The sequence below is a fragment of the Shigella sp. FJ200513 genome (assembly GCF_040495915.1).
Classification (GTDB): Bacteria; Pseudomonadota; Gammaproteobacteria; order Enterobacterales; family Enterobacteriaceae; genus ECMA0423.
Map to the genome: position 1 here is coordinate 1 of NZ_JBDYCV010000029.1, position 19,339 is coordinate 19,339.

The window sequence follows — 19,339 nt, forward strand, 5'->3', positions numbered from 1 at the left end:
CTTCAGGGCTTCACTGCGAAATTCAGGCGAATGCTGTTTACGGGGTTTTTTACTGGTTGATACTGTTTTTGTCATGTGAGTCACCTCTGACTGAGAGTTTACTCACTTAGCCGCGTGTCCACTATTGCTGGGTAAGATCAAAACACGAGTTTGCGCAGTACTGCAAACGCGGTGACTCTTCTGGCATTATTTGGCAATGCATTGAGCAACTATTGCATGTAAGACTTTTATAACGACTACAAAGCCCCATGTTAAGAACCTCCCTATCCGTATATAATTGCATAATTTCATTGGTGATTGATGATGTCAATACACCTTGATTTTGTAATTTTGCTGGGAAAAATTGCGATTAATCTGTATTTGCTATAATTCTGATTAAGATATTTAAAAATGCATTTCTCGTTATTAAATATGATTATGTTTCACTGATTTAATCTTGCATGGTCGAACGTGGTCCAGATAACTATCTCATGGTATGAGAATATCTATATCGCAAATTGTTTTTGAATGACCAGAAGATATCTTGCGAATCTAAGTTATGCATCTTAAATAGTCTTATTTAAGATGTTCAGATCTCTTTGTGTGTTTAACTAACTGATAATTCTAGGATATGACGAGAGAAGTGATAGGGCGGAATAATAACAAATGAATATTATGAAAAATGGAATGGTTCAAAATTGTAGCAATTTTGAACCATCCACAACGGATATTAGCTAAAGAACATTACCGATACGCACAGGATACCCACGATCAGCGTAATCAGATTTCCGATGGAACGCCAGGGTTTAAGCGCCGGGATGAGATACGTTGACAGCGTAGGCATGATGAAAAGTATCATGGCAATGAGCGGGCCGCTGATCGCGTAAATCATCGAAATCGCGTTCGGGTTAATGCAACAAACAATGAAGGTAATCAGCGATACCAACATAATTGATAGTGCGTGGTTAAATGCACGACTTTTCTTTACACCAACCTGCTGTAGTGTTGTTTTGACGACCTCTGTGGCACCTTCAATAACGCCAAAGTACGTACCCAGGAATGATTTCGACATCGCAACTACTGCGACAATAATCCCGGAAATTGACAACCATGCTGGGGCGTTCGGCAGCATAGAAAGCGCCGATAAAATGGTGACCCCTTCTTCTTTAGCCGCTTCAATATACGAAGATGGAATAGAAAGCAGGCAGCTAAAGACAAAGAACAGTACACTTATGCAGATGATGAGATAAGCGACTTTCATAATTTTTTTGCATTTATCCATAGCGTGTTCGCCATATTTTTCACGTCTGTCTATGGCAAACGTAGAAATAATGGGCGTATGGCTAAAGGCGAAAACCATCACGGGAATCGATATCCATATCTGGTGAAGGGTATTCTGATTGAACTCTACCTGGGTTGTTAATAGATCAGGTTGCCAACTACCGACAAGGTAAATGGAAAGAAATAAGAAATAGGCAATCAATGGGAATACCAAAAATCCCATTACCCGAATAGTGGCATGACGTCCCATCAGAAAAATGAGATTCAGAATTAATACAACACCCAGACTCACCAACATACGGATGCGAAGATCAATAACCATATGCTTTGCCAGCTGTTCCGTAAGTGAGTTGGTAATTGCCACTGCATATATCAACACGACGACAAAAAAGGCGATGAAGTACAGCGTGGTAATCAGATTACCAATCTTCTTGCCATAGTAGTGTGTTACCGCGCCCGTTATCCCTTCACCTGCTGATGTTTTTGATGAGAGGATGAACTGGCATAAGGCTTTATGTGGCCAATATGTTAAAGGCCAGGCGACCAGAGCAGTAATAAACAGGACCACAGCCCCTGCCGAACCTAACTGAATAGGAAGGAATAGCGTGCCTGCATCAACGGCTGTGCCATAGAGCGCGAAACTTCACAGAGTTTCTTCTTTAGACCAAATATTAGACATTATCTGAACGTATCATCTACAAATTAAACAAAATGGAGGGCAATTTACCATAAACCAAGTTAAGTATGGGAGATTAACGCCCTATCTACCCATCTATTGGTGGGTTAGTGGTTGCAAACCTTACGTGCCAGTTATGACTCTGACTACTGCTCAGGCATATTTCATTTGTGATAAAAATCACTTTTTTTAAACAATTAAGATAACTGTAATTAACAATCATTTACTATTGCACTGTTAATTGGTGCGAGGTTGTGATGAAAGACGTTGTGATTGTCGGGGCGTTACGGACACCTATCGGCTGCTTTCGTGGTGCGTTAGCGGGTCATTCCGCCGTGGAACTTGGTAGTCTGGTCGTGAAAGCGTTAATAGAACGTACCGGCGTTCCTGCATATGCGGTGGATGAAGTAATTCTTGGTCAGGTGTTGACTGCAGGGGCAGGGCAGAATCCGGCAAGGCAATCGGCTATTAAAGGTGGTCTTCCTAACAGCGTTTCTGCAATCACGATTAATGACGTTTGCGGTTCCGGTCTTAAAGCACTGCATCTGGCTACTCAGGCGATACAGTGTGGCGAGGCTGATATTGTCATCGCAGGTGGCCAGGAAAACATGAGCCGCGCACCACATGTTCTGACTGATAGCCGCACCGGTGAACAGCTTGGCAATAGCCAGTTGGTTGACAGTCTGGTGCATGATGGGTTGTGGGATGCCTTCAATGATTATCATATTGGTGTCACCGCCGAAAATCTGGCTCGCGAATATGGCATCAGCCGTCAGTTGCAGGATGCTTACGCACTTAGCTCGCAACAAAAAGCGCGAGCGGCGATTGACGCCGGACGATTTAAAGATGAGATCGTCCCGGTAATGATCCAAAGTAACGGTCAGACGTTGGTTGTTGATACCGATGAACAGCCACGCACTGACGCCAGTGCAGAAGGTTTAGCCCGTTTAAATCCTTCATTTGATAGTCTCGGTTCTGTGACCGCGGGGAATGCATCATCCATAAACGATGGCGCAGCTGCGGTAATGATGATGAGCGAAGCCAAAGCACGAGCGTTGAATTTACCCGTGCTGGCCCGCATCCGCGCATTTGCCAGCGTTGGTGTAGATCCGGCATTGATGGGAATTGCGCCGGTGTATGCGACCCGCCGTTGCCTGGAGCGTGTAGGCTGGCAGTTGGCTGATGTCGATCTTATCGAGGCTAATGAAGCGTTTGCTGCACAGGCGCTTTCGGTTGGCAAGATGCTTGAGTGGGATGAGCGTCGGGTCAATGTCAATGGTGGCGCGATCGCACTCGGTCACCCGATAGGCGCTTCCGGTTGCCGAATCTTGGTTTCTCTGGTTCATGAAATGGTGAAACGTAATGCCCGCAAAGGGCTGGCAACGCTTTGTATCGGCGGGGGCCAGGGCGTGGCATTGACCATTGAACGTGACGAGTAGCTCTGCATTTCCTCCTTACCGATAAATATCTGCCGTCATTAATCTGTTGAATAATGATGGCTGGCAAGTCGACATACATTTTCTGGGCTCCCTCATTTTTCCATTCTCATGACATATTCGTGATCGACACTGCACTTTTTTTAATCCTTAAATTAAAAATAAAACATTGTTTTATTTTTAATTGAAAACCCTAGCCCATGGGCATATCATCCCTTTATAGAGAAAACGAAACAGTGTTTCACTATCGTTTTCTATTTTCACGCTTCACTGATTATCGGAGGTTGATGTGGACGTAAGACAGAGCATCCACGGTGCGCACGCAAAAACGCTGGATACCCAAGGGCTGCGCAATGAATTTTTGGTTGAAAAGGTATTTGTCGCCGATGAGTACACCATGGTTTACAGCCACATTGACCGAATTATTGTTGGCGGCATTATGCCGATAACTAAAACGGTTTCCGTTGGCGGGGAAGTTGGTAAACAACTCGGCGTAAGCTATTTCCTTGAACGTCGCGAGTTAGGTGTTATCAATATTGGCGGTGCCGGTACGATTACTGTCGATGGTCAATGCTATGAAATCGGTCACCGCGACGCCCTGTATGTTGGTAAAGGTGCAAAAGAAGTTGTCTTTGCCAGTATTGATACCGCCACTCCGGCGAAGTTTTATTACAATTGCGCACCCGCGCATACGACGTATCCCACCAAAAAAGTCACACCGGACGAAGTATCTCCAGTCACGTTAGGCGATAACCTCACCAGTAACCGTCGCACGATTAACAAATATTTTGTCCCGGATGTACTGGAAACCTGTCAATTGAGTATGGGGCTGACGGAGCTGGCTCCAGGTAACTTGTGGAACACCATGCCGTGTCACACCCACGAGCGCCGGATGGAAGTTTATTTCTATTTCAATATGGATGATGACGCCTGCGTTTTCCACATGATGGGGCAGCCGCAAGAAACGCGTCACATTGTGATGCATAACGAGCAGGCGGTGATCTCCCCGAGCTGGTCGATCCATTCCGGCGTCGGAACCAAAGCTTATACCTTTATCTGGGGCATGGTCGGTGAAAACCAGGTCTTTAATGATATGGACCATGTGGGCGTTAAAGATTTGCGCTAGTTGTGGGCATAAACGAATAAGGTGTTGTTATGATTTTAAGTGCATTTTCTCTCCAAGGTAAAGTTGCGGTCGTCACTGGTTGTGATACTGGGCTGGGCCAGGGGATGGCGTTGGGGCTGGCGCAAGCGGGCTGTGACATTGTTGGCATTAACATCGTTGAACCGACTGAAACCATCGAGCAGGTCACGGCGCTGGGGCGTCGTTTTTTAAGCCTGACCGCCGATCTGCGAAAGATTGATGGCATTCCTGGACTGCTGGATCGCGCGGTAGCTGAATTTGGTCATATTGATATCCTGGTGAATAACGCCGGATTGATTCGCCGCGAAGACGCTCTCGAGTTCAGCGAAAAAGACTGGGACGATGTCATGAACCTGAATATCAAGAGCGTATTCTTCATGTCTCAGGCAGCGGCGAAACACTTTATCGCGCAAGGCAATGGCGGCAAGATTATCAATATCGCGTCAATGCTCTCCTTCCAGGGCGGGATCCGTGTGCCTTCTTATACCGCATCAAAAAGCGGCGTGATGGGTGTGACGCGATTGATGGCAAACGAATGGGCTAAACACAACATTAATGTTAATGCGATAGCTCCGGGTTACATGGCGACCAACAATACCCAACAACTGCGGGCAGATGAACAACGTAGCGCGGAAATTCTCGATCGCATTCCAGCTGGCCGTTGGGGACTGCCGAGTGACCTGATGGGGCCGGTAGTGTTTCTTGCCTCCAGCGCTTCAGATTATGTAAATGGTTATACCATTGCTGTGGATGGCGGTTGGCTGGCGCGTTAATTCATTCCTCTTACTTTTATGACCCTGCCGCATGGCAGGGTTTTTTATATCTCTAGATCATCATAATCCATATCATGGTTATGAAATAATCCATATCAATTATCAATTAATGAACTTTATGAATTTTATCTGCTTTAAAATTAGGAGGTTAATAATAATCTCAATAATTCAACTTAATTTTAAAATTGGAATATCCATCACATAACGGCATGTCGCAGCAATTTAATCCATATTTATGCTGTTTCCGACCTGACACCTGTGTGAATTGTTCACGTATTTTTTCACAATGTCTTACTCTCTGCTGGCAGGAAAAAATGGTTACTATCAATACGGAATCTGCTTTAACGCCACGTTCTTTGCGTGATACGCGGCGTATGAATATGTTTGTTTCGGTAGCTGCTGCGGTCGCAGGATTGTTATTTGGTCTTGATATCGGCGTAATCGCCGGAGCGTTGCCGTTCATTACCGATCACTTTGTGCTGACCAGTCGTTTGCAGGAATGGGTGGTTAGTAGCATGATGCTCGGCGCAGCAATTGGTGCGCTGTTTAATGGTTGGCTGTCGTTCCGCCTGGGGCGTAAATACAGCCTGATGGCGGGGGCCATCCTGTTTGTACTCGGTTCTATAGGGTCCGCTTTTGCGACCAGCGTAGAGATGTTAATCGCCGCTCGTGTGGTGCTGGGCATTGCTGTCGGGATCGCGTCTTACACCGCTCCTCTGTATCTTTCTGAAATGGCAAGTGAAAACGTTCGCGGTAAGATGATCAGTATGTACCAGTTGATGGTCACACTCGGCATCGTGCTGGCGTTTTTATCCGATACAGCGTTCAGTTATAGCGGTAACTGGCGCGCAATGTTGGGGGTTCTTGCTTTACCAGCAGTTCTGCTGATTATTCTGGTGGTCTTCCTGCCAAATAGCCCGCGCTGGCTGGCGGAAAAGGGGCGTCATATTGAGGCGGAAGAAGTGTTGCGTATGCTGCGCGATACGTCGGAAAAAGCGCGAGAAGAACTCAACGAAATTCGTGAAAGCCTGAAGTTAAAACAGGGCGGTTGGGCACTGTTTAAGATCAACCGTAACGTCCGTCGTGCTGTGTTTCTCGGTATGTTGTTGCAGGCGATGCAGCAGTTTACCGGTATGAACATCATCATGTACTACGCGCCGCGTATCTTCAAAATGGCGGGCTTTACGACCACAGAACAACAGATGATTGCGACTCTGGTCGTGGGACTGACCTTTATGTTCGCGACCTTCATTGCGGTCTTTACGGTAGATAAAGCAGGTCGTAAACCGGCTCTGAAAATTGGTTTCAGCGTGATGGCGTTAGGCACTCTGGTGCTGGGCTATTGCCTGATGCAGTTTGATAACGGTACGGCTTCCAGTGGCTTGTCCTGGCTCTCTGTTGGCATGACGATGATGTGTATTGCCGGTTATGCGATGAGCGCCGCGCCAGTGGTGTGGATCCTGTGCTCTGAAATTCAGCCGCTGAAATGCCGCGATTTCGGTATTACCTGTTCGACGACGACAAACTGGGTGTCGAATATGATTATCGGCGCGGCCTTCCTGACACTGCTTGATAGCATTGGCGCTGCCGGTACGTTCTGGCTCTACACTGCGCTGAACATTGCGTTTGTGGGTATTACTTTCTGGCTCATTCCGGAAACCAAAAATGTCACGCTGGAACATATCGAACGCAAACTGATGGCAGGCGAGAAGTTGAGAAATATCGGCGTCTGATTTCACGGGCCGGATGTGCTGTACATCCGGCCCTTTTTTCGTTAATAGAGATTGGGCACCTGGCCGTTGAGGCGTTTGTCTCGTTCCTTATTCAGCCTTGTTGCGGTAACACACATCAGGAGAGAGGAATGAAAACAATTGGTTTGCTGGGAGGAATGAGCTGGGAATCCACCATTCCTTACTATCGTCTGATAAATGAAGGCATTAAACAGCGGCTTGGTGGGCTTCACTCTGCGCAAATGCTGCTACATAGCGTCGATTTTCATGAAATAGAAGAGTGCCAGCGTCGCGGGGAATGGGATAAAACCGGGGACATTCTGGCTGAGGCGGCGCTTGGCTTACAGCGGGCGGGCGCAGAAGGTATTGTGTTATGTACCAATACGATGCATAAAGTGGCGGATGCCATTGAGTCACGTTGCACTCTGCCTTTCTTACACATTGCGGATGCCACCGGACGTGCAATTACCGGGGCCGGAATGACTCGTGTGGCGCTGCTGGGTACGCGTTACACCATGGAACAGGATTTTTATCGCGGGCGGCTGACGGAACAATTTTCCATCAATTGTCTTATTCCTGAAGCGGATGAACGGGCGAAAATTAATCAGATTATTTTTGAAGAACTGTGTCTGGGGCAATTTACCGAAGCGTCACGCGCTTATTATGCGCAAGTGATTGCTCGCCTTGCAGAACAGGGCGCACAGGGCGTCATTTTTGGCTGCACAGAAATTGGTTTACTGGTGCCAGAAGAGCGCAGTGTTTTGCCTGTGTTTGATACCGCGGCGATCCATGCCGAGGATGCTGTCGCTTTTATGCTGTCGTAGCTGACGACAAAATAGCGTCAAGAGAAGTGACCAGTTTCGGTAACCCCGCTTGTAAATGCCCACTAAACGCCTGAACCAGCGCTGATGACGGGCGGTGCAGGGGGCGGATCAGGCTGACGGTGAACGGAACCGCAATACTGAACCGCCGCACCACTAAACCGCTTGCCGCATAATCTAGTGCGGTGAGCGGGTTAACCACCGAAATACCTACCCCCGCCCGTACCATTGCGCAGACTGACGCGGCGCTGTGGGTTTCTACGATCATGCGTCGTTTAACCTGATGTTCAGTAAATAGCTGATCCAGCAACTGGCGATAGCTGTCAGTACGGGAAAGGCTGATGTAATTCTCACCCTGAAAATCATCCGGCGTTAATACCTTTTTTACCGCCAGCGGATGACCCGGAGGTAACACACACACTTCATCTAAAGAGAGTAATTCGGTACGTTCTGTTCCCGTAGGCGTATGGAGTGTCTCAGTGAGTCCTAAATCATGACGCTGGGCCGAGAGCCACTCTTCAAGTAGCGGTGATTCCTGGGGCACGATATTTAAGCTGACATCGGGATAACGTGCCAGAAAGGGTTGCAGGAGCTGCGGTAAAAAAGATTGCGAAAAGACCGGCAGGCAGGCAATAGACAGTTCTCCCTGGCGAAACTCGCGCAGACTTTCTGCGGCGCTGACAATGCGATCCAGTCCGTACCAGGATCGTTGCACTTCTTCAAACAGACGCAGTCCTTGCACGGTAGGATGTAATCGTCCACGTACGCGCTCAAACAATTTCAGCCCGATCACCTTCTCAAAGCGCGCCAGTTCGCGGCTGACGGTTGGCTGTGAGGTGTGTAGCAGGTGTGCTGCCTCAGTCAGGCTTCCGGCGGTCATTACCGCATGAAAAATTTCAATATGACGTAAGTTAACGGCGGCCATTAGCGCTCTCTCGCAATCCGGTAATCCATATCATTTTTGCATAGACTCGACATAAATCGATATTTTTTATTCTTTTTATGATGTGGCGTAATCATAAAAAAGCACTCATCTGGAGTTTGTTATGCCACATTCACTGTTCAGCACCGATACCGATCTCACCGCCGAAAATCTGCTGCGTTTGCCCGCTGAATTTGGCTGCCCGGTGTGGGTCTACGATGCGCAAATTATTCGTCGGCAGATTGCAGCGCTGAAACAGTTTGAAGTGGTGCGCTTTGCACAGAAAGCCTGTTCCAATATTCATATTTTGCGCTTAATGCGTGAGCAGGGCGTGAAAGTGGATTCCGTCTCGTTAGGCGAAATAGAGCGTGCGTTGGCGGCGGGTTACAATCCGCAAACGCACCCCGATGATATTGTTTTTACGGCAGATGTTATCGATCAGGCGACGCTTGAACGCGTCAGTGAATTGCAAATTCCGGTGAATGCGGGTTCTGTTGATACGCTCGACCAACTGGGCCAGGTTTCGCCAGGGCATCGGGTATGGCTGCGCGTTAATCCGGGGTTTGGTCACGGACATAGCCAAAAAACCAATACCGGTGGCGAAAACAGCAAGCACGGTATCTGGTACACCGATCTGCCCGCCGCACTGGACGTGATACAACGTCATCATCTGCAGCTAGTCGGCATTCACATGCACATTGGTTCTGGCGTTGATTATGCCCATCTGGAGCAGGTGTGTGGTGCTATGGTGCGTCAGGTTATCGAATTCGGTCAGGATTTACAGGCTATTTCTGCGGGCGGTGGGCTTTCTATTCCTTATCAACAGGGTGAAGAGGCGGTTGATACCGAACATTATTATGGTCTGTGGAATGCCGCGCGTGAGCAAATCGCTCGCCATTTGGGCCACCCTGTGAAACTGGAAATTGAACCGGGTCGCTTCCTGGTAGCGCAGTCTGGCGTATTAATTACTCAGGTGCGGAGCGTCAAACAAATGGGTAGCCGCCACTTTGTGCTGGTTGATGCCGGGTTCAACGATCTGATGCGCCCGGCAATGTACGGTAGTTACCACCATATCAGTGCCCTGGCAGCTGATGGTCGTTCTCTGGAACACGCGCCAACGGTGGAAACCGTCGTCGCCGGGCCGTTATGTGAATCGGGCGATGTCTTTACCCAGCAGGAAGGGGGAAATGTTGAAACCCGCGCCTTGCCGGAAGTGAAGGCAGGTGATTATCTGGTACTGCATGATACAGGGGCATATGGCGCATCAATGTCATCCAACTACAATAGCCGTCCGCTGTTACCAGAAGTTCTGTTTGATAATGGTCAGGCGCGGTTGATTCGCCGTCGCCAGACCATCGAAGAATTACTGGCGCTGGAATTGCTTTAACTGCGGTTAGTCGCTGGTTGCATGATGACTTGCCTCCAGCGACGGAGTTGACACTGAATGACGACGTACCAGCGTCGGACTAAATACATTAGTAATTTCCGGGAGAGGGCGATTATCCGCCAGTGCCAAAGCCAGTTCGGCAGCCTGGGTCGCCATCGTTACGATTGGGTAACGCACGGTGGTCAGGCGCGGACGCACATAGCGTGACACCAGCACATCATCAAAGCCAATTAACGAAATCTCACCCGGTACATCAATACCATTATCATTGAGAACGCCCATCGCGCCCGCCGCCATTGAATCGTTATAACAGGCTACCGCAGTGAAATTTCTTCCTCGTCCCAAAAGCTCGGTCATTGCCTGTTCGCCGCCGCTTTCGTCTGGTTCGCCAAATGTCACCAGCCGATCATTGGCCGGAATACCACTTTCAGCAAGGGCATCGTAATACCCTTGCAGACGATCTTCGGCGTCAGAAATAGAGTGGTTAGAGCACAGATAACCAATGCGGGTATGACCTTGCTGAATTAAATGACGCGTTGCCAGCCAGGCACCGTAACGATCGTCAAGAGCAATACAACGGTTTTCAAAGCCAGGCAGGATACGGTTGATCAGCACCATACCGGGCATTTGTTTCATTAATGAGGCTAAATCGGCATCTGGGATCATTTTGGCATGGACGACCAACGCAGCACAGCGATGGCGGATCAGTTGCTCAATAGCCTGACGCTCTTTTTGTTCGTTGTGGTAACCGTTGCCAATCAATAAGAAATTACCGGTGTGATAAGCCACCTGTTCGACCGCTTTCACCATTGCACCGAAAAACGGATCGGAAACATCACCAACGATCAGACCGACCGTTTCAGTGGTCTGCTGCGCCAGCGCACGGGCGTTGGCGTTCGGGTGATAGCTAAGAGACTCCATTGCACTATGCACAGCCAGCCGGGAAGCTTCGCTGGCTTTGGGTGAATTATTAATGACGCGGGAAACGGTGGCGACTGAAACGCCTGCCAGTCGGGCTACATCCTTTATGGTCGCCATGAAAATACCTTAGTGGGTAAACGCTTACATTGTTTCAGTGTTACGGAAAACGCCCGTTGGTTCAAGGGGTGGCGTGTTTTCATCGTGGGAATGTGAGCCAAACGCAAATAAGTAAGACAAAAAAAGAGATTGCAAACCTTTGGTTACACTTTGCGAAACGCTGTTGCGATTGACCGCTGGTGGCGTTTGGCTTCAGGTTGCTAAAGTGGTGATCCCAGAGGTATTGATAGGTGAAGTCAACTTCGTGTTGAGCACATGAATTACACCAGCCTGCGCAGATGCGCAGGTTTTTTTTTGCCGGTCATCAATCTGTAACAGTAACCGACAATTTACACACCTCGTTGCATTTCCCTTCATTCCTTTGCGTTTTCTCGCTGGCGAAGAGTCGTCGTGCAGACCACAATCAAGATCCCAGAGGTATTGATTGGTGAGATTATTCGGTACGCTCTTCGTACCCTGTCTCTTGCACCAACCTGCGCGGATGCGCAGGTTTTTTTTCGCACCTAATTTACTGTCGCTCGCGTTCTTTATCTCGTGTAATCTCCCTCCATTCGCTTTTACTGAATCAGAGCAAAGGGAGTTGGAATGCTTTTTAGCTTTTTTCGAAATTTGTGCCGTGTTTTGTATCGCGTTCGCGTTACGGGTGACACCCAGGCACTGAAGGGCGAGCGCGTACTAATTACGCCTAATCACGTCTCTTTTATTGATGGCATTTTGCTTGGACTGTTTTTACCTGTGCGTCCAGTGTTTGCCGTTTACACCTCAATAAGCCAACAGTGGTATATGCGTTGGCTGAAATCATTTATCGACTTTGTTCCTCTCGACCCGACGCAACCTATGGCTATTAAACATCTGGTACGTCTGGTGGAACAGGGCCGACCAGTGGTGATTTTCCCTGAAGGACGCATCACCACTACAGGCTCGCTGATGAAAATCTACGATGGCGCGGGTTTTGTCGCGGCGAAGTCTGGTGCAACGGTTATTCCTGTGCGTATTGAAGGGGCGGAACTTACGCACTTCAGCCGCCTGAAAGGTCTGGTTAAACGTCGCTTGTTCCCGCAAATTACTCTGCATATTTTGCCTCCAACGCAGGTGGCGATGCCGGATGCGCCGCGTGCCCGTGACCGTCGCAAAATCGCTGGCGAAATGCTGCATCAAATAATGATGGAAGCGCGTATGGCGGTGCGCCCGCGTGAAACTCTGTACGAATCTTTACTGAGTGCAATGTACCGCTTCGGAGCCGGGAAGAAATGTGTCGAAGACGTCAACTTTACCCCAGACTCCTATCGCAAATTGCTTACGAAAACGCTGTTTGTTGGACGCATCCTTGAAAAATACAGTGTTGAAGGCGAACGCATCGGCTTAATGCTGCCCAATGCAGGCATCAGTGCGGCAGTGATTTTTGGGGCCATCGCGCGTCGCCGCATTCCCGCAATGATGAACTACACTGCCGGGGTAAAAGGGCTGACCAGTGCTATTACGGCGGCTGAAATCAAAACCATCTTCACTTCCCGCCAGTTTCTCGATAAAGGCAAACTCTGGCATCTGCCGGAGCAACTTACTCAGGTGCGCTGGGTCTATCTGGAAGATTTAAAAGCAGATGTCACCACTGCCGACAAAGTATGGATCTTCGCTCATTTGCTGATGCCGCGCCTGGCGCAGGTAAAACAGCAGCCGGAAGAAGAGGCGCTGATCCTCTTTACCTCCGGTTCTGAAGGCCATCCAAAAGGCGTCGTCCATAGCCATAAAAGCATTCTGGCGAACGTCGAGCAGATTAAAACGATTGCCGACTTCACCACCAACGATCGCTTTATGTCGGCATTACCGCTGTTTCACTCCTTTGGGCTGACGGTAGGCCTGTTTACGCCACTGCTTACAGGTGCAGAAGTGTTCCTTTATCCAAGCCCGCTGCATTACCGCATTGTGCCGGACTTGGTGTATGACCGCAGTTGCACCGTGTTGTTCGGTACCTCGACTTTCCTCGGTCACTACGCGCGTTTCGCCAACCCGTATGACTTCTATCGTCTACGCTATGTGGTGGCAGGCGCAGAAAAACTACAAGAAAGTACCAAACAGCTTTGGCAGGATAAATTTGGCCTGCGCATCCTTGAAGGCTACGGTGTGACCGAATGCGCGCCTGTCGTTTCTATCAACGTACCGATGGCGGCGAAACCCGGTACGGTAGGGCGTATTCTACCAGGAATGGATGCACGCCTGTTGTCGGTCCCTGGTATCGAAGAGGGCGGACGCCTGCAACTGAAAGGGCCGAACATAATGAACGGCTATCTGCGGGTGGAGAAGCCAGGTGTACTGGAAGTGCCCACCGCCGAGAATGTTCGCGGCGAAATGGAGCGCGGCTGGTATGACACTGGCGATATTGTGCGTTTTGACGAGCAGGGCTTTGTGCAGATTCAGGGCCGCGCAAAACGCTTTGCCAAAATTGCAGGCGAAATGGTGTCGCTGGAAATGGTGGAACAACTGGCACTTGGTGTTTCGCCAGATAAAGTCCATGCCACTGCGATTAAGAGCGATGCCAGCAAAGGCGAGGCACTGGTGCTTTTCACCACAGATAACGAACTGACGCGCGATAAGTTGCAACAGTATGCCCGCGAGCACGGCGTGCCGGAGCTTGCTGTACCGCGCGATATTCGCTATCTGAAACAGATGCCATTACTTGGCAGCGGCAAACCTGACTTTGTCACGTTGAAAAGCTGGGTAGACGAAGCGGAACAACACGATGAGTGAGTCAGTGCACACTAACACTTCGTTGTGGTCGAAGGGGATGAAAGCGGTTATCGTGGCGCAGTTTCTCTCTGCGTTTGGCGATAACGCGCTACTGTTTGCCACTCTGGCGTTACTGAAAGCGCAGTTCTATCCGGAGTGGAGCCAGCCCATCCTGCAAATGGTGTTTGTAGGTGCTTACATTCTTTTGGCGCCGTTTGTCGGGCAGGTGGCGGATAGCTTCGCCAAAGGCCGGGTGATGATGTTTGCCAACGGCCTGAAGCTGCTGGGCGCAGCCAGTATCTGCTTTGGTATCAATCCGTTTCTCGGCTATACGCTGGTGGGTGTTGGTGCTGCAGCCTATTCACCGGCGAAATACGGTATTCTCGGCGAATTAACCACGGGTAGTAAGTTAGTAAAAGCTAACGGTTTAATGGAAGCTTCTGCCATAGCGGCGATTTTACTCGGTTCCGTAGCCGGTGGTGTGCTGGCTGACTGGCATGTCCTGGTCGCTCTGGCCGCATGCGCACTGGCCTACGGTGGTGCGGTCGTTGCCAATATCTACATTCCCAAACTGGCGGCGCGTCCGGGGCAGTCCTGGAATCTCATCAACATGACCCGCAGTTTCCTGAATGCCTGCACCTCGCTATGGTGCAATGGTGAAACGCGTTTTTCGCTGGTGGGCACCAGTTTATTCTGGGGAGCGGGTGTCACGCTGCGTTTCCTGTTGGTGCTGTGGGTACCGGTGGCGCTGGGCATTACCGATAACGCTACGCCGACCTATCTCAACGCGATGGTAGCGATTGGTATCGTGGTTGGCGCAGGTGCGGCAGCGAAGCTGGTTACGCTGGAAACCGTGTCACGCTGTATGCCAGCCGGGATTTTGATTGGCGTGGTGGTACCGATTTTCTCCCTGCAACACGAGCTGCTGCCAGCCTATGCCTTGTTGATGCTGATTGGCGTGCTGGGGGGCTTTTTTGTCGTTCCGCTCAATGCGTTGCTACAGGAGCGGGGTAAAAAAAGCGTCGGGGCGGGGAATGCGATTGCAGTACAAAACCTTGGCGAAAACAGCGCCATGTTGTTGATGCTGGGCATTTACTCGCTGGCGGTAATGGTAGGCATCCCGGTCGTGCCCATTGGCATTGGCTTCGGTGCGCTATTTGCGCTGGCAATAACGGCGCTGTGGATCTGGCAGCGCCGTCATTAATATTTAACGCCGGTTTTAACCGGCGTTAATCTTTATGGTGCAGGATAAGTATAAACCTGATGTACCGCTTCAATTTCAGCTAATACGTCTTCGCTTAACTCCAGATGCAAACTTTCGATGTTAGTTTTCAGCTGATCCATCGTGGTTGCGCCCAGCAGAGTGCTGGCAACAAACGGTTGACGGCGTACAAACGCGAGCGCCATCTGAGCAGGATCAAGGCCATGACGTCTGGCGATATCAACATACGCCGCGACGGCTTTTTGCGTTTGCTCACCGCTATAGCGGGTGAACCGACTAAAGAGCGTATTACGTGCGCCAGCGGGTTTTGCACCATTGAGATATTTCCCGGTCAGCGTGCCGAAACCCAGGCACGAATAGGCCAGCAGTTCGACCCCTTCATACTGGCTGACTTCTGCCAGACCTACTTCAAAACTGCGGTTTAACAGACTGTAAGGGTTCTGAATGGTGACAATACGCGGCAGATCGTGTTTGTCCGCCAGATGCAGGTAGCGCATTACGCCAAATGCAGTTTCGTTCGACACGCCGATATAACGAATTTTTCCCGCGCGTTGGTACTCTGCCAGTGCGTCCAGCGTATCCAGCAGCGAAACCGCAGGCGCAGAATCCGTCCAGCTATAACCGAGTTTGCCGAAGCAGTTGGTCGGGCGCTGCGGCCAGTGCACCTGATAAAGATCGAGGTAATCAGTCTGTAGGCGCTTGAGGCTGTCATGCAGCGCTTCGCGGATATTCTTCCGATCCAGCGCCTGATCCGGGCGGATGCCCTTGTCATTATTGCGCGACGGTCCGCTCACTTTGGAGGCGATAATTAACTTTTCGCGGCTGCCATGTTTCGCCAGCCAGTTGCCGACGTAGGTTTCGGTTAACCCTTGCGTTTCGGGGCGCGGAGGTACTGGGTACATTTCGGCAACGTCGATAAGGTTAATGCCCTGAGCGACGGCATAGTCGAGTTGTGCGTGGGCGTCGGCTTCGCTGTTCTGTTCACCAAACGTCATCGTGCCAAGCCCCAGCGTGCTGACTTCCAGCGAACTGTGGGGTATACGGTGATATTGCATAGCCGTTTCCTTTTTATAATCACGACATAAGGAATATAAAAATGGCAGAGGGAAGGGAAAAGGGAAAGAGAAAAATCTTAAGGCCAGCCGGATGCTGACCTTATTTGTTAACGTTCAATAATTTGCGAAACATCATCACGGTTAATTTGCATCGCGTTACCTTGCTGATCGTGATAACTCACCAGCCCGGTATCATCATCAATTTCAGGTTTTCCATCGGTCAAAATCATACGGCCATCTTTGGTCGCCATGACGTAATCACTGGAACACCCGGAAACAGCAAACGCCAGTCCGACTGCAGAAATTATTACTGCCCATTTTTTCATCCGGTTATCCTCATTTGGCCTACCTATGATAATAGTCTGTTTATAAACCGACGTTATATATCTTGAAAGCAGGAAAATCTTAAACTGTGAGGGTAAAAGGAGTGAGTACGCCCTCCCGCAGGAGAGCGTACGGAGTATCAGAGCGGATTCTTTTTGTTGCGAATCAAGTTGAGGCTTTCAACCGCAATAGAGAAGAACATCGCGAAGTAGATGTAACCTTTCGGTACGTGGATGTCGAAACTTTCCAGAATCAGGGTAAAGCCCACCAGAATCAGGAAAGAGAGCGCCAGCATTTTTACCGAAGGATGGCGTTCGACAAAATCACCAATCGAGCGCGCGGCGAACATCATCACGCCTACGGCAATCACCACGGCTGCCATCATAATAAACAGGTGATCTGACAGACCCACAGCGGTAATCACCGAGTCGAGGCTGAAGATAATATCCAGCAGCATAATCTGCACGATAGCGCCGAGGAATGATGAAACGCGTGTTTTCAGCCCTTCTTCTTCACCTTCAATGGATTCGTGGATTTCCTTGCTGGCTTTCCAGATAAGGAACAAGCCACCCAGAAGCAGAATCAAATCACGGGCAGAAATTTCCTGACTGAATATTGTAAAAAGCGGATTTGTCAGGCGCGTAACCCAAGAGATTGATGCCAGCAGCGCCAGACGCATAACCATGGCTCCCGCCAACCCCAGACGGCGCGCATGAGCACGTTGTGCTGTGGGAAGCTTTGCCACCACCAGAGAAAGGAAAATAATATTGTCGATCCCAAGAACGATCTCCAGCAGCGTCAGCGTACCGAGCGCAAGCCAAGCGTTAGGATCGGTTATCCATGCAAATAACATCTAAAAAGCCCTGCCAAAAAAATGAAGCGGTAATTATATGCCCGGAAAGCGGCAGGTCAAAGCGATGGCTACTGGATCAGAAAATGACGGGCCAGTAGTGCACTGGTGAAATTCTTCTTCAAATAAAAGCCGCGTGGCAGCGTCAGAATCCGTTCGCCCCGGGCACCAATGGCTTCGGTAAGCGCTTTCGCATTCGCTGCTTTCGGTCTTATCTGTAAATATTCCCCGTGACGAGCGGTGATCCGCTCAACCTGACCGAGAACAATCATATCCATTAATTCTTCCCAGTCTTCGCGTAGCTGTCGGTCTTCCTCTTCATTCGGGCTCCACAGCAACGGTGATCCTACGCGACGCTGCGCCAGCGGGATGCTGCGCTCGCCTTCAACCGGTATCCACAGTACGCGTTTGAGCTTGTGGCGCACATGGCTGGTTTCCCAGGTCACCCCGCTATTACCCGTTAACCGGGCAACACAAACGAATGTTGTTTCCAGCGGACGACCAAGACTATCCACAGGGATAGTTTTAAGTTCCACGCCCAGAGCAGCAAAATCTTGCTCAGGTTTACTCCCTGCGCTGGCACCTAGCCAGATCTCCAGTAACACGCCAATCCAGCCCTTATCGCGTTTTAAATTCTCTGGCGTAACCAGCCCGTCAAGTGCCGCCAGTTCTCCCAATGTATAACCAGAAAGTTGCTGTGCTTGCGCTAACAACTGTTCTTCAGTTTCGGGAGGAGAGAGCAGTGGGCGAGGTTGGGACATGTCATGATACCTTGGTTAAAAAACAAACAGCAATTATGTGCCGAATATTCGCAGTGTAACTTTTTCCACATGTGTTGTTCAATTCTCTGATTTATATTGCTTTTTAGGCTGCCGGTAATCGAGTTGCGCAACACTGCAATAGGTTTTCCAAATCTGGTCACTGAAAATAAACAGGATCTTACACCATGTTATCCACAGAAAGCTGGGATAACTGTGAAAAACCTCCACTACTGTTTTCATTTACAGCCTTGACGTGCGACGAAACTCCAGTTTTTAGTGGTTCAGTGCTTAACTTAGTGGCACATTCTGTGGATAAACACGGCATTGGTTGATCTTTCGCCAACCCGTAAATGAGAGGTGTGACCTGGGTCACGAATTACTCTTTTTCATTACTCAAATTACATGTAATGCATTGACTAATAATGAATATTTTAAAATGTCTATATCGGGCTTATTCAGAATGCTCCGGGTTTTCCCGTAGTAATTCCGTAGTTCTTCACAACTCTATCCACAGAAAAGGTGAATAAAAACGGCTATCCACCCCTTCCTCTGTTTATAACTCTGCACATAACTGTGAGTTATTCAATTGTTATTAGTGTGTAATGCCCTGCAGAGAGTGGTTTACCGTCTTCCTGGAGTATGAAACAATCATTCGTATATAAAGCTTTATTTTGAGGTAGTCCGGTGATTGATGACGATGGCTACCGCCCAAACGTAGGTATCGTGATTTGTAATCGCCAGGGGCAGGTAATGTGGGCCCGGCGATTTGGTCAGCACTCCTGGCAATTTCCGCAAGGCGGAATCAACCCCGGAGAATCCGCAGAGCAGGCGATGTACCGTGAATTGTTTGAAGAAGTAGGATTAAGCCGCAAAGACGTTCGAATCCTTGCTTCAACGCGTAACTGGTTGCGCTACAAATTACCGAAACGTTTGGTGCGTTGGGACACGAAGCCGGTTTGTATCGGCCAAAAACAAAAATGGTTTCTCTTGCAGCTGGTAAGCGGCGATGCAGAAATCAATATGCAAACCAGCAGTACACCAGAGTTTGACGGCTGGCGATGGGTAAGTTACTGGTATCCGGTCAGACAGGTGGTGTCATTTAAACGTGATGTCTACCGTAGGGTAATGAAAGAGTTCGCGAGTGTGGTGATGTCACTGCAGGAAAATACGCCAAAACCACAAAACGCATCTGCTTATCGACGTAAAAGAGGTTAAG

At 49.4% G+C, this 19,339-nt stretch carries 16 protein-coding genes and 2 pseudogenes; 10 read left to right on the forward strand and 8 right to left on the reverse strand.

Going from position 1 to position 19,339, the window contains the following annotated elements; genetic code table 11:
• Positions 1 to 139: 139 nt before the first annotated feature.
• Together ABZJ92_RS08645 and ABZJ92_RS08650 are read right to left on the reverse strand one after the other, a co-directional pair.
• Positions 140 to 283, reverse strand: a pseudogene (locus ABZJ92_RS08645) (helix-turn-helix transcriptional regulator); the annotation flags it as partial.
• A 426-nt stretch (positions 284 to 709) separates the two neighbouring features.
• Positions 710 to 1,939, reverse strand: a pseudogene (locus ABZJ92_RS08650) (amino acid permease).
• Between the two features lie 254 nt (positions 1,940 to 2,193).
• Here ABZJ92_RS08650 and ABZJ92_RS08655 point away from each other — a divergent pair.
• The 5 genes from ABZJ92_RS08655 (at position 2,194) to ygeA (ending at position 7,843) form a co-directional block, all read left to right on the forward strand.
• Positions 2,194 to 3,375, forward strand: coding sequence for an acetyl-CoA C-acetyltransferase (locus ABZJ92_RS08655; RefSeq protein WP_000656037.1), 1,182 nt, complete (start codon positions 2,194 to 2,196; stop codon positions 3,373 to 3,375).
• Positions 3,376 to 3,661: 286 nt separating this feature from the next.
• Positions 3,662 to 4,498, forward strand: coding sequence for a 5-dehydro-4-deoxy-D-glucuronate isomerase (gene kduI, locus ABZJ92_RS08660; protein ID WP_000383214.1), 837 nt, complete (start codon positions 3,662 to 3,664; stop codon positions 4,496 to 4,498).
• Between the two features lie 29 nt (positions 4,499 to 4,527).
• Positions 4,528 to 5,289 (forward strand): 2-dehydro-3-deoxy-D-gluconate 5-dehydrogenase KduD, encoded by a 762-nt coding sequence (gene kduD / locus ABZJ92_RS08665; RefSeq protein WP_000603535.1) that lies wholly within the window; start codon positions 4,528 to 4,530, stop codon positions 5,287 to 5,289.
• A 314-nt stretch (positions 5,290 to 5,603) separates the two neighbouring features.
• A complete protein-coding gene (araE, locus tag ABZJ92_RS08670; RefSeq protein WP_000256435.1) occupies positions 5,604 to 7,022 on the forward strand; it encodes an arabinose-proton symporter AraE in 1,419 nt (472 codons plus the stop codon).
• Positions 7,023 to 7,150: 128 nt separating this feature from the next.
• On the forward strand, positions 7,151 to 7,843 hold the full coding sequence (gene ygeA / locus ABZJ92_RS08675; RefSeq protein ID WP_000848640.1) for an amino acid racemase: 693 nt from the start codon (positions 7,151 to 7,153) through the stop codon (positions 7,841 to 7,843).
• Here ygeA and lysR read toward each other — a convergent pair.
• Positions 7,830 to 8,765 (reverse strand): DNA-binding transcriptional regulator LysR, encoded by a 936-nt coding sequence (gene lysR / locus ABZJ92_RS08680; RefSeq protein ID WP_000741835.1) that lies wholly within the window; start codon positions 8,763 to 8,765, stop codon positions 7,830 to 7,832. The two genes, ygeA and lysR, sit on opposite strands and share 14 nt — an antisense overlap.
• A gap of 121 nt (positions 8,766 to 8,886) precedes the next feature.
• Between lysR and lysA the strand changes: the two genes are divergently transcribed.
• Positions 8,887 to 10,149 carry a diaminopimelate decarboxylase gene (gene lysA, locus ABZJ92_RS08685; protein ID WP_001120740.1) on the forward strand — a complete coding sequence of 421 codons (1,263 nt, stop codon included), beginning with the start codon at positions 8,887 to 8,889 and terminating at the stop codon, positions 10,147 to 10,149.
• Positions 10,150 to 10,155: 6 nt separating this feature from the next.
• Here lysA and galR read toward each other — a convergent pair whose 3' ends face one another.
• Positions 10,156 to 11,187, reverse strand: coding sequence for an HTH-type transcriptional regulator GalR (gene galR / locus ABZJ92_RS08690; RefSeq protein ID WP_000201051.1), 1,032 nt, complete (start codon positions 11,185 to 11,187; stop codon positions 10,156 to 10,158).
• A gap of 585 nt (positions 11,188 to 11,772) precedes the next feature.
• Between galR and aas the strand changes: the two genes are divergently transcribed.
• Both aas and lplT read left to right on the forward strand, forming a co-directional pair.
• A complete protein-coding gene (gene aas, locus ABZJ92_RS08695) occupies positions 11,773 to 13,932 on the forward strand; it encodes a bifunctional acyl-ACP--phospholipid O-acyltransferase/long-chain-fatty-acid--ACP ligase (RefSeq protein ID WP_000899047.1) in 2,160 nt (719 codons plus the stop codon).
• Positions 13,925 to 15,115: a lysophospholipid transporter LplT gene (gene lplT / locus ABZJ92_RS08700; RefSeq protein ID WP_000004638.1), complete on the forward strand. Its 1,191-nt coding sequence runs from the start codon at positions 13,925 to 13,927 to the stop codon at positions 15,113 to 15,115. The genes aas and lplT overlap by 8 nt, the downstream gene beginning before the upstream one ends.
• A 32-nt stretch (positions 15,116 to 15,147) precedes the next feature.
• Here the strand turns inward: lplT and ABZJ92_RS08705 are convergent, their stop codons facing one another.
• From ABZJ92_RS08705 to mutH, 4 genes are all read right to left on the reverse strand, one after another.
• Positions 15,148 to 16,188, reverse strand: coding sequence for an NADP(H)-dependent aldo-keto reductase (locus ABZJ92_RS08705; protein WP_001199295.1), 1,041 nt, complete (start codon positions 16,186 to 16,188; stop codon positions 15,148 to 15,150).
• A 107-nt stretch (positions 16,189 to 16,295) separates the two neighbouring features.
• Positions 16,296 to 16,514 carry a lipoprotein YgdR gene (gene ygdR, locus ABZJ92_RS08710; RefSeq protein ID WP_000758655.1) on the reverse strand — a complete coding sequence of 73 codons (219 nt, stop codon included), beginning with the start codon at positions 16,512 to 16,514 and terminating at the stop codon, positions 16,296 to 16,298.
• A 137-nt stretch (positions 16,515 to 16,651) separates the two neighbouring features.
• Positions 16,652 to 17,365, reverse strand: a complete 714-nt coding sequence (locus tag ABZJ92_RS08715) for a TerC family protein (RefSeq protein ID WP_000895627.1) — start codon at positions 17,363 to 17,365, stop codon at positions 16,652 to 16,654.
• A gap of 68 nt (positions 17,366 to 17,433) precedes the next feature.
• On the reverse strand, positions 17,434 to 18,123 hold the full coding sequence (gene mutH, locus ABZJ92_RS08720) for a DNA mismatch repair endonuclease MutH (RefSeq protein WP_000082199.1): 690 nt from the start codon (positions 18,121 to 18,123) through the stop codon (positions 17,434 to 17,436).
• A gap of 185 nt (positions 18,124 to 18,308) precedes the next feature.
• Between mutH and ygdT the strand changes: the two genes are divergently transcribed.
• Entirely contained in the window at positions 18,309 to 18,455 is a 147-nt protein-coding gene (gene ygdT, locus ABZJ92_RS08725; RefSeq protein WP_014532320.1) for a protein YgdT, read from the forward strand.
• A 352-nt stretch (positions 18,456 to 18,807) separates the two neighbouring features.
• A complete protein-coding gene (gene rppH, locus ABZJ92_RS08730; RefSeq protein ID WP_000564489.1) occupies positions 18,808 to 19,338 on the forward strand; it encodes an RNA pyrophosphohydrolase in 531 nt (176 codons plus the stop codon).
• Position 19,339 lies beyond the last annotated feature (1 nt).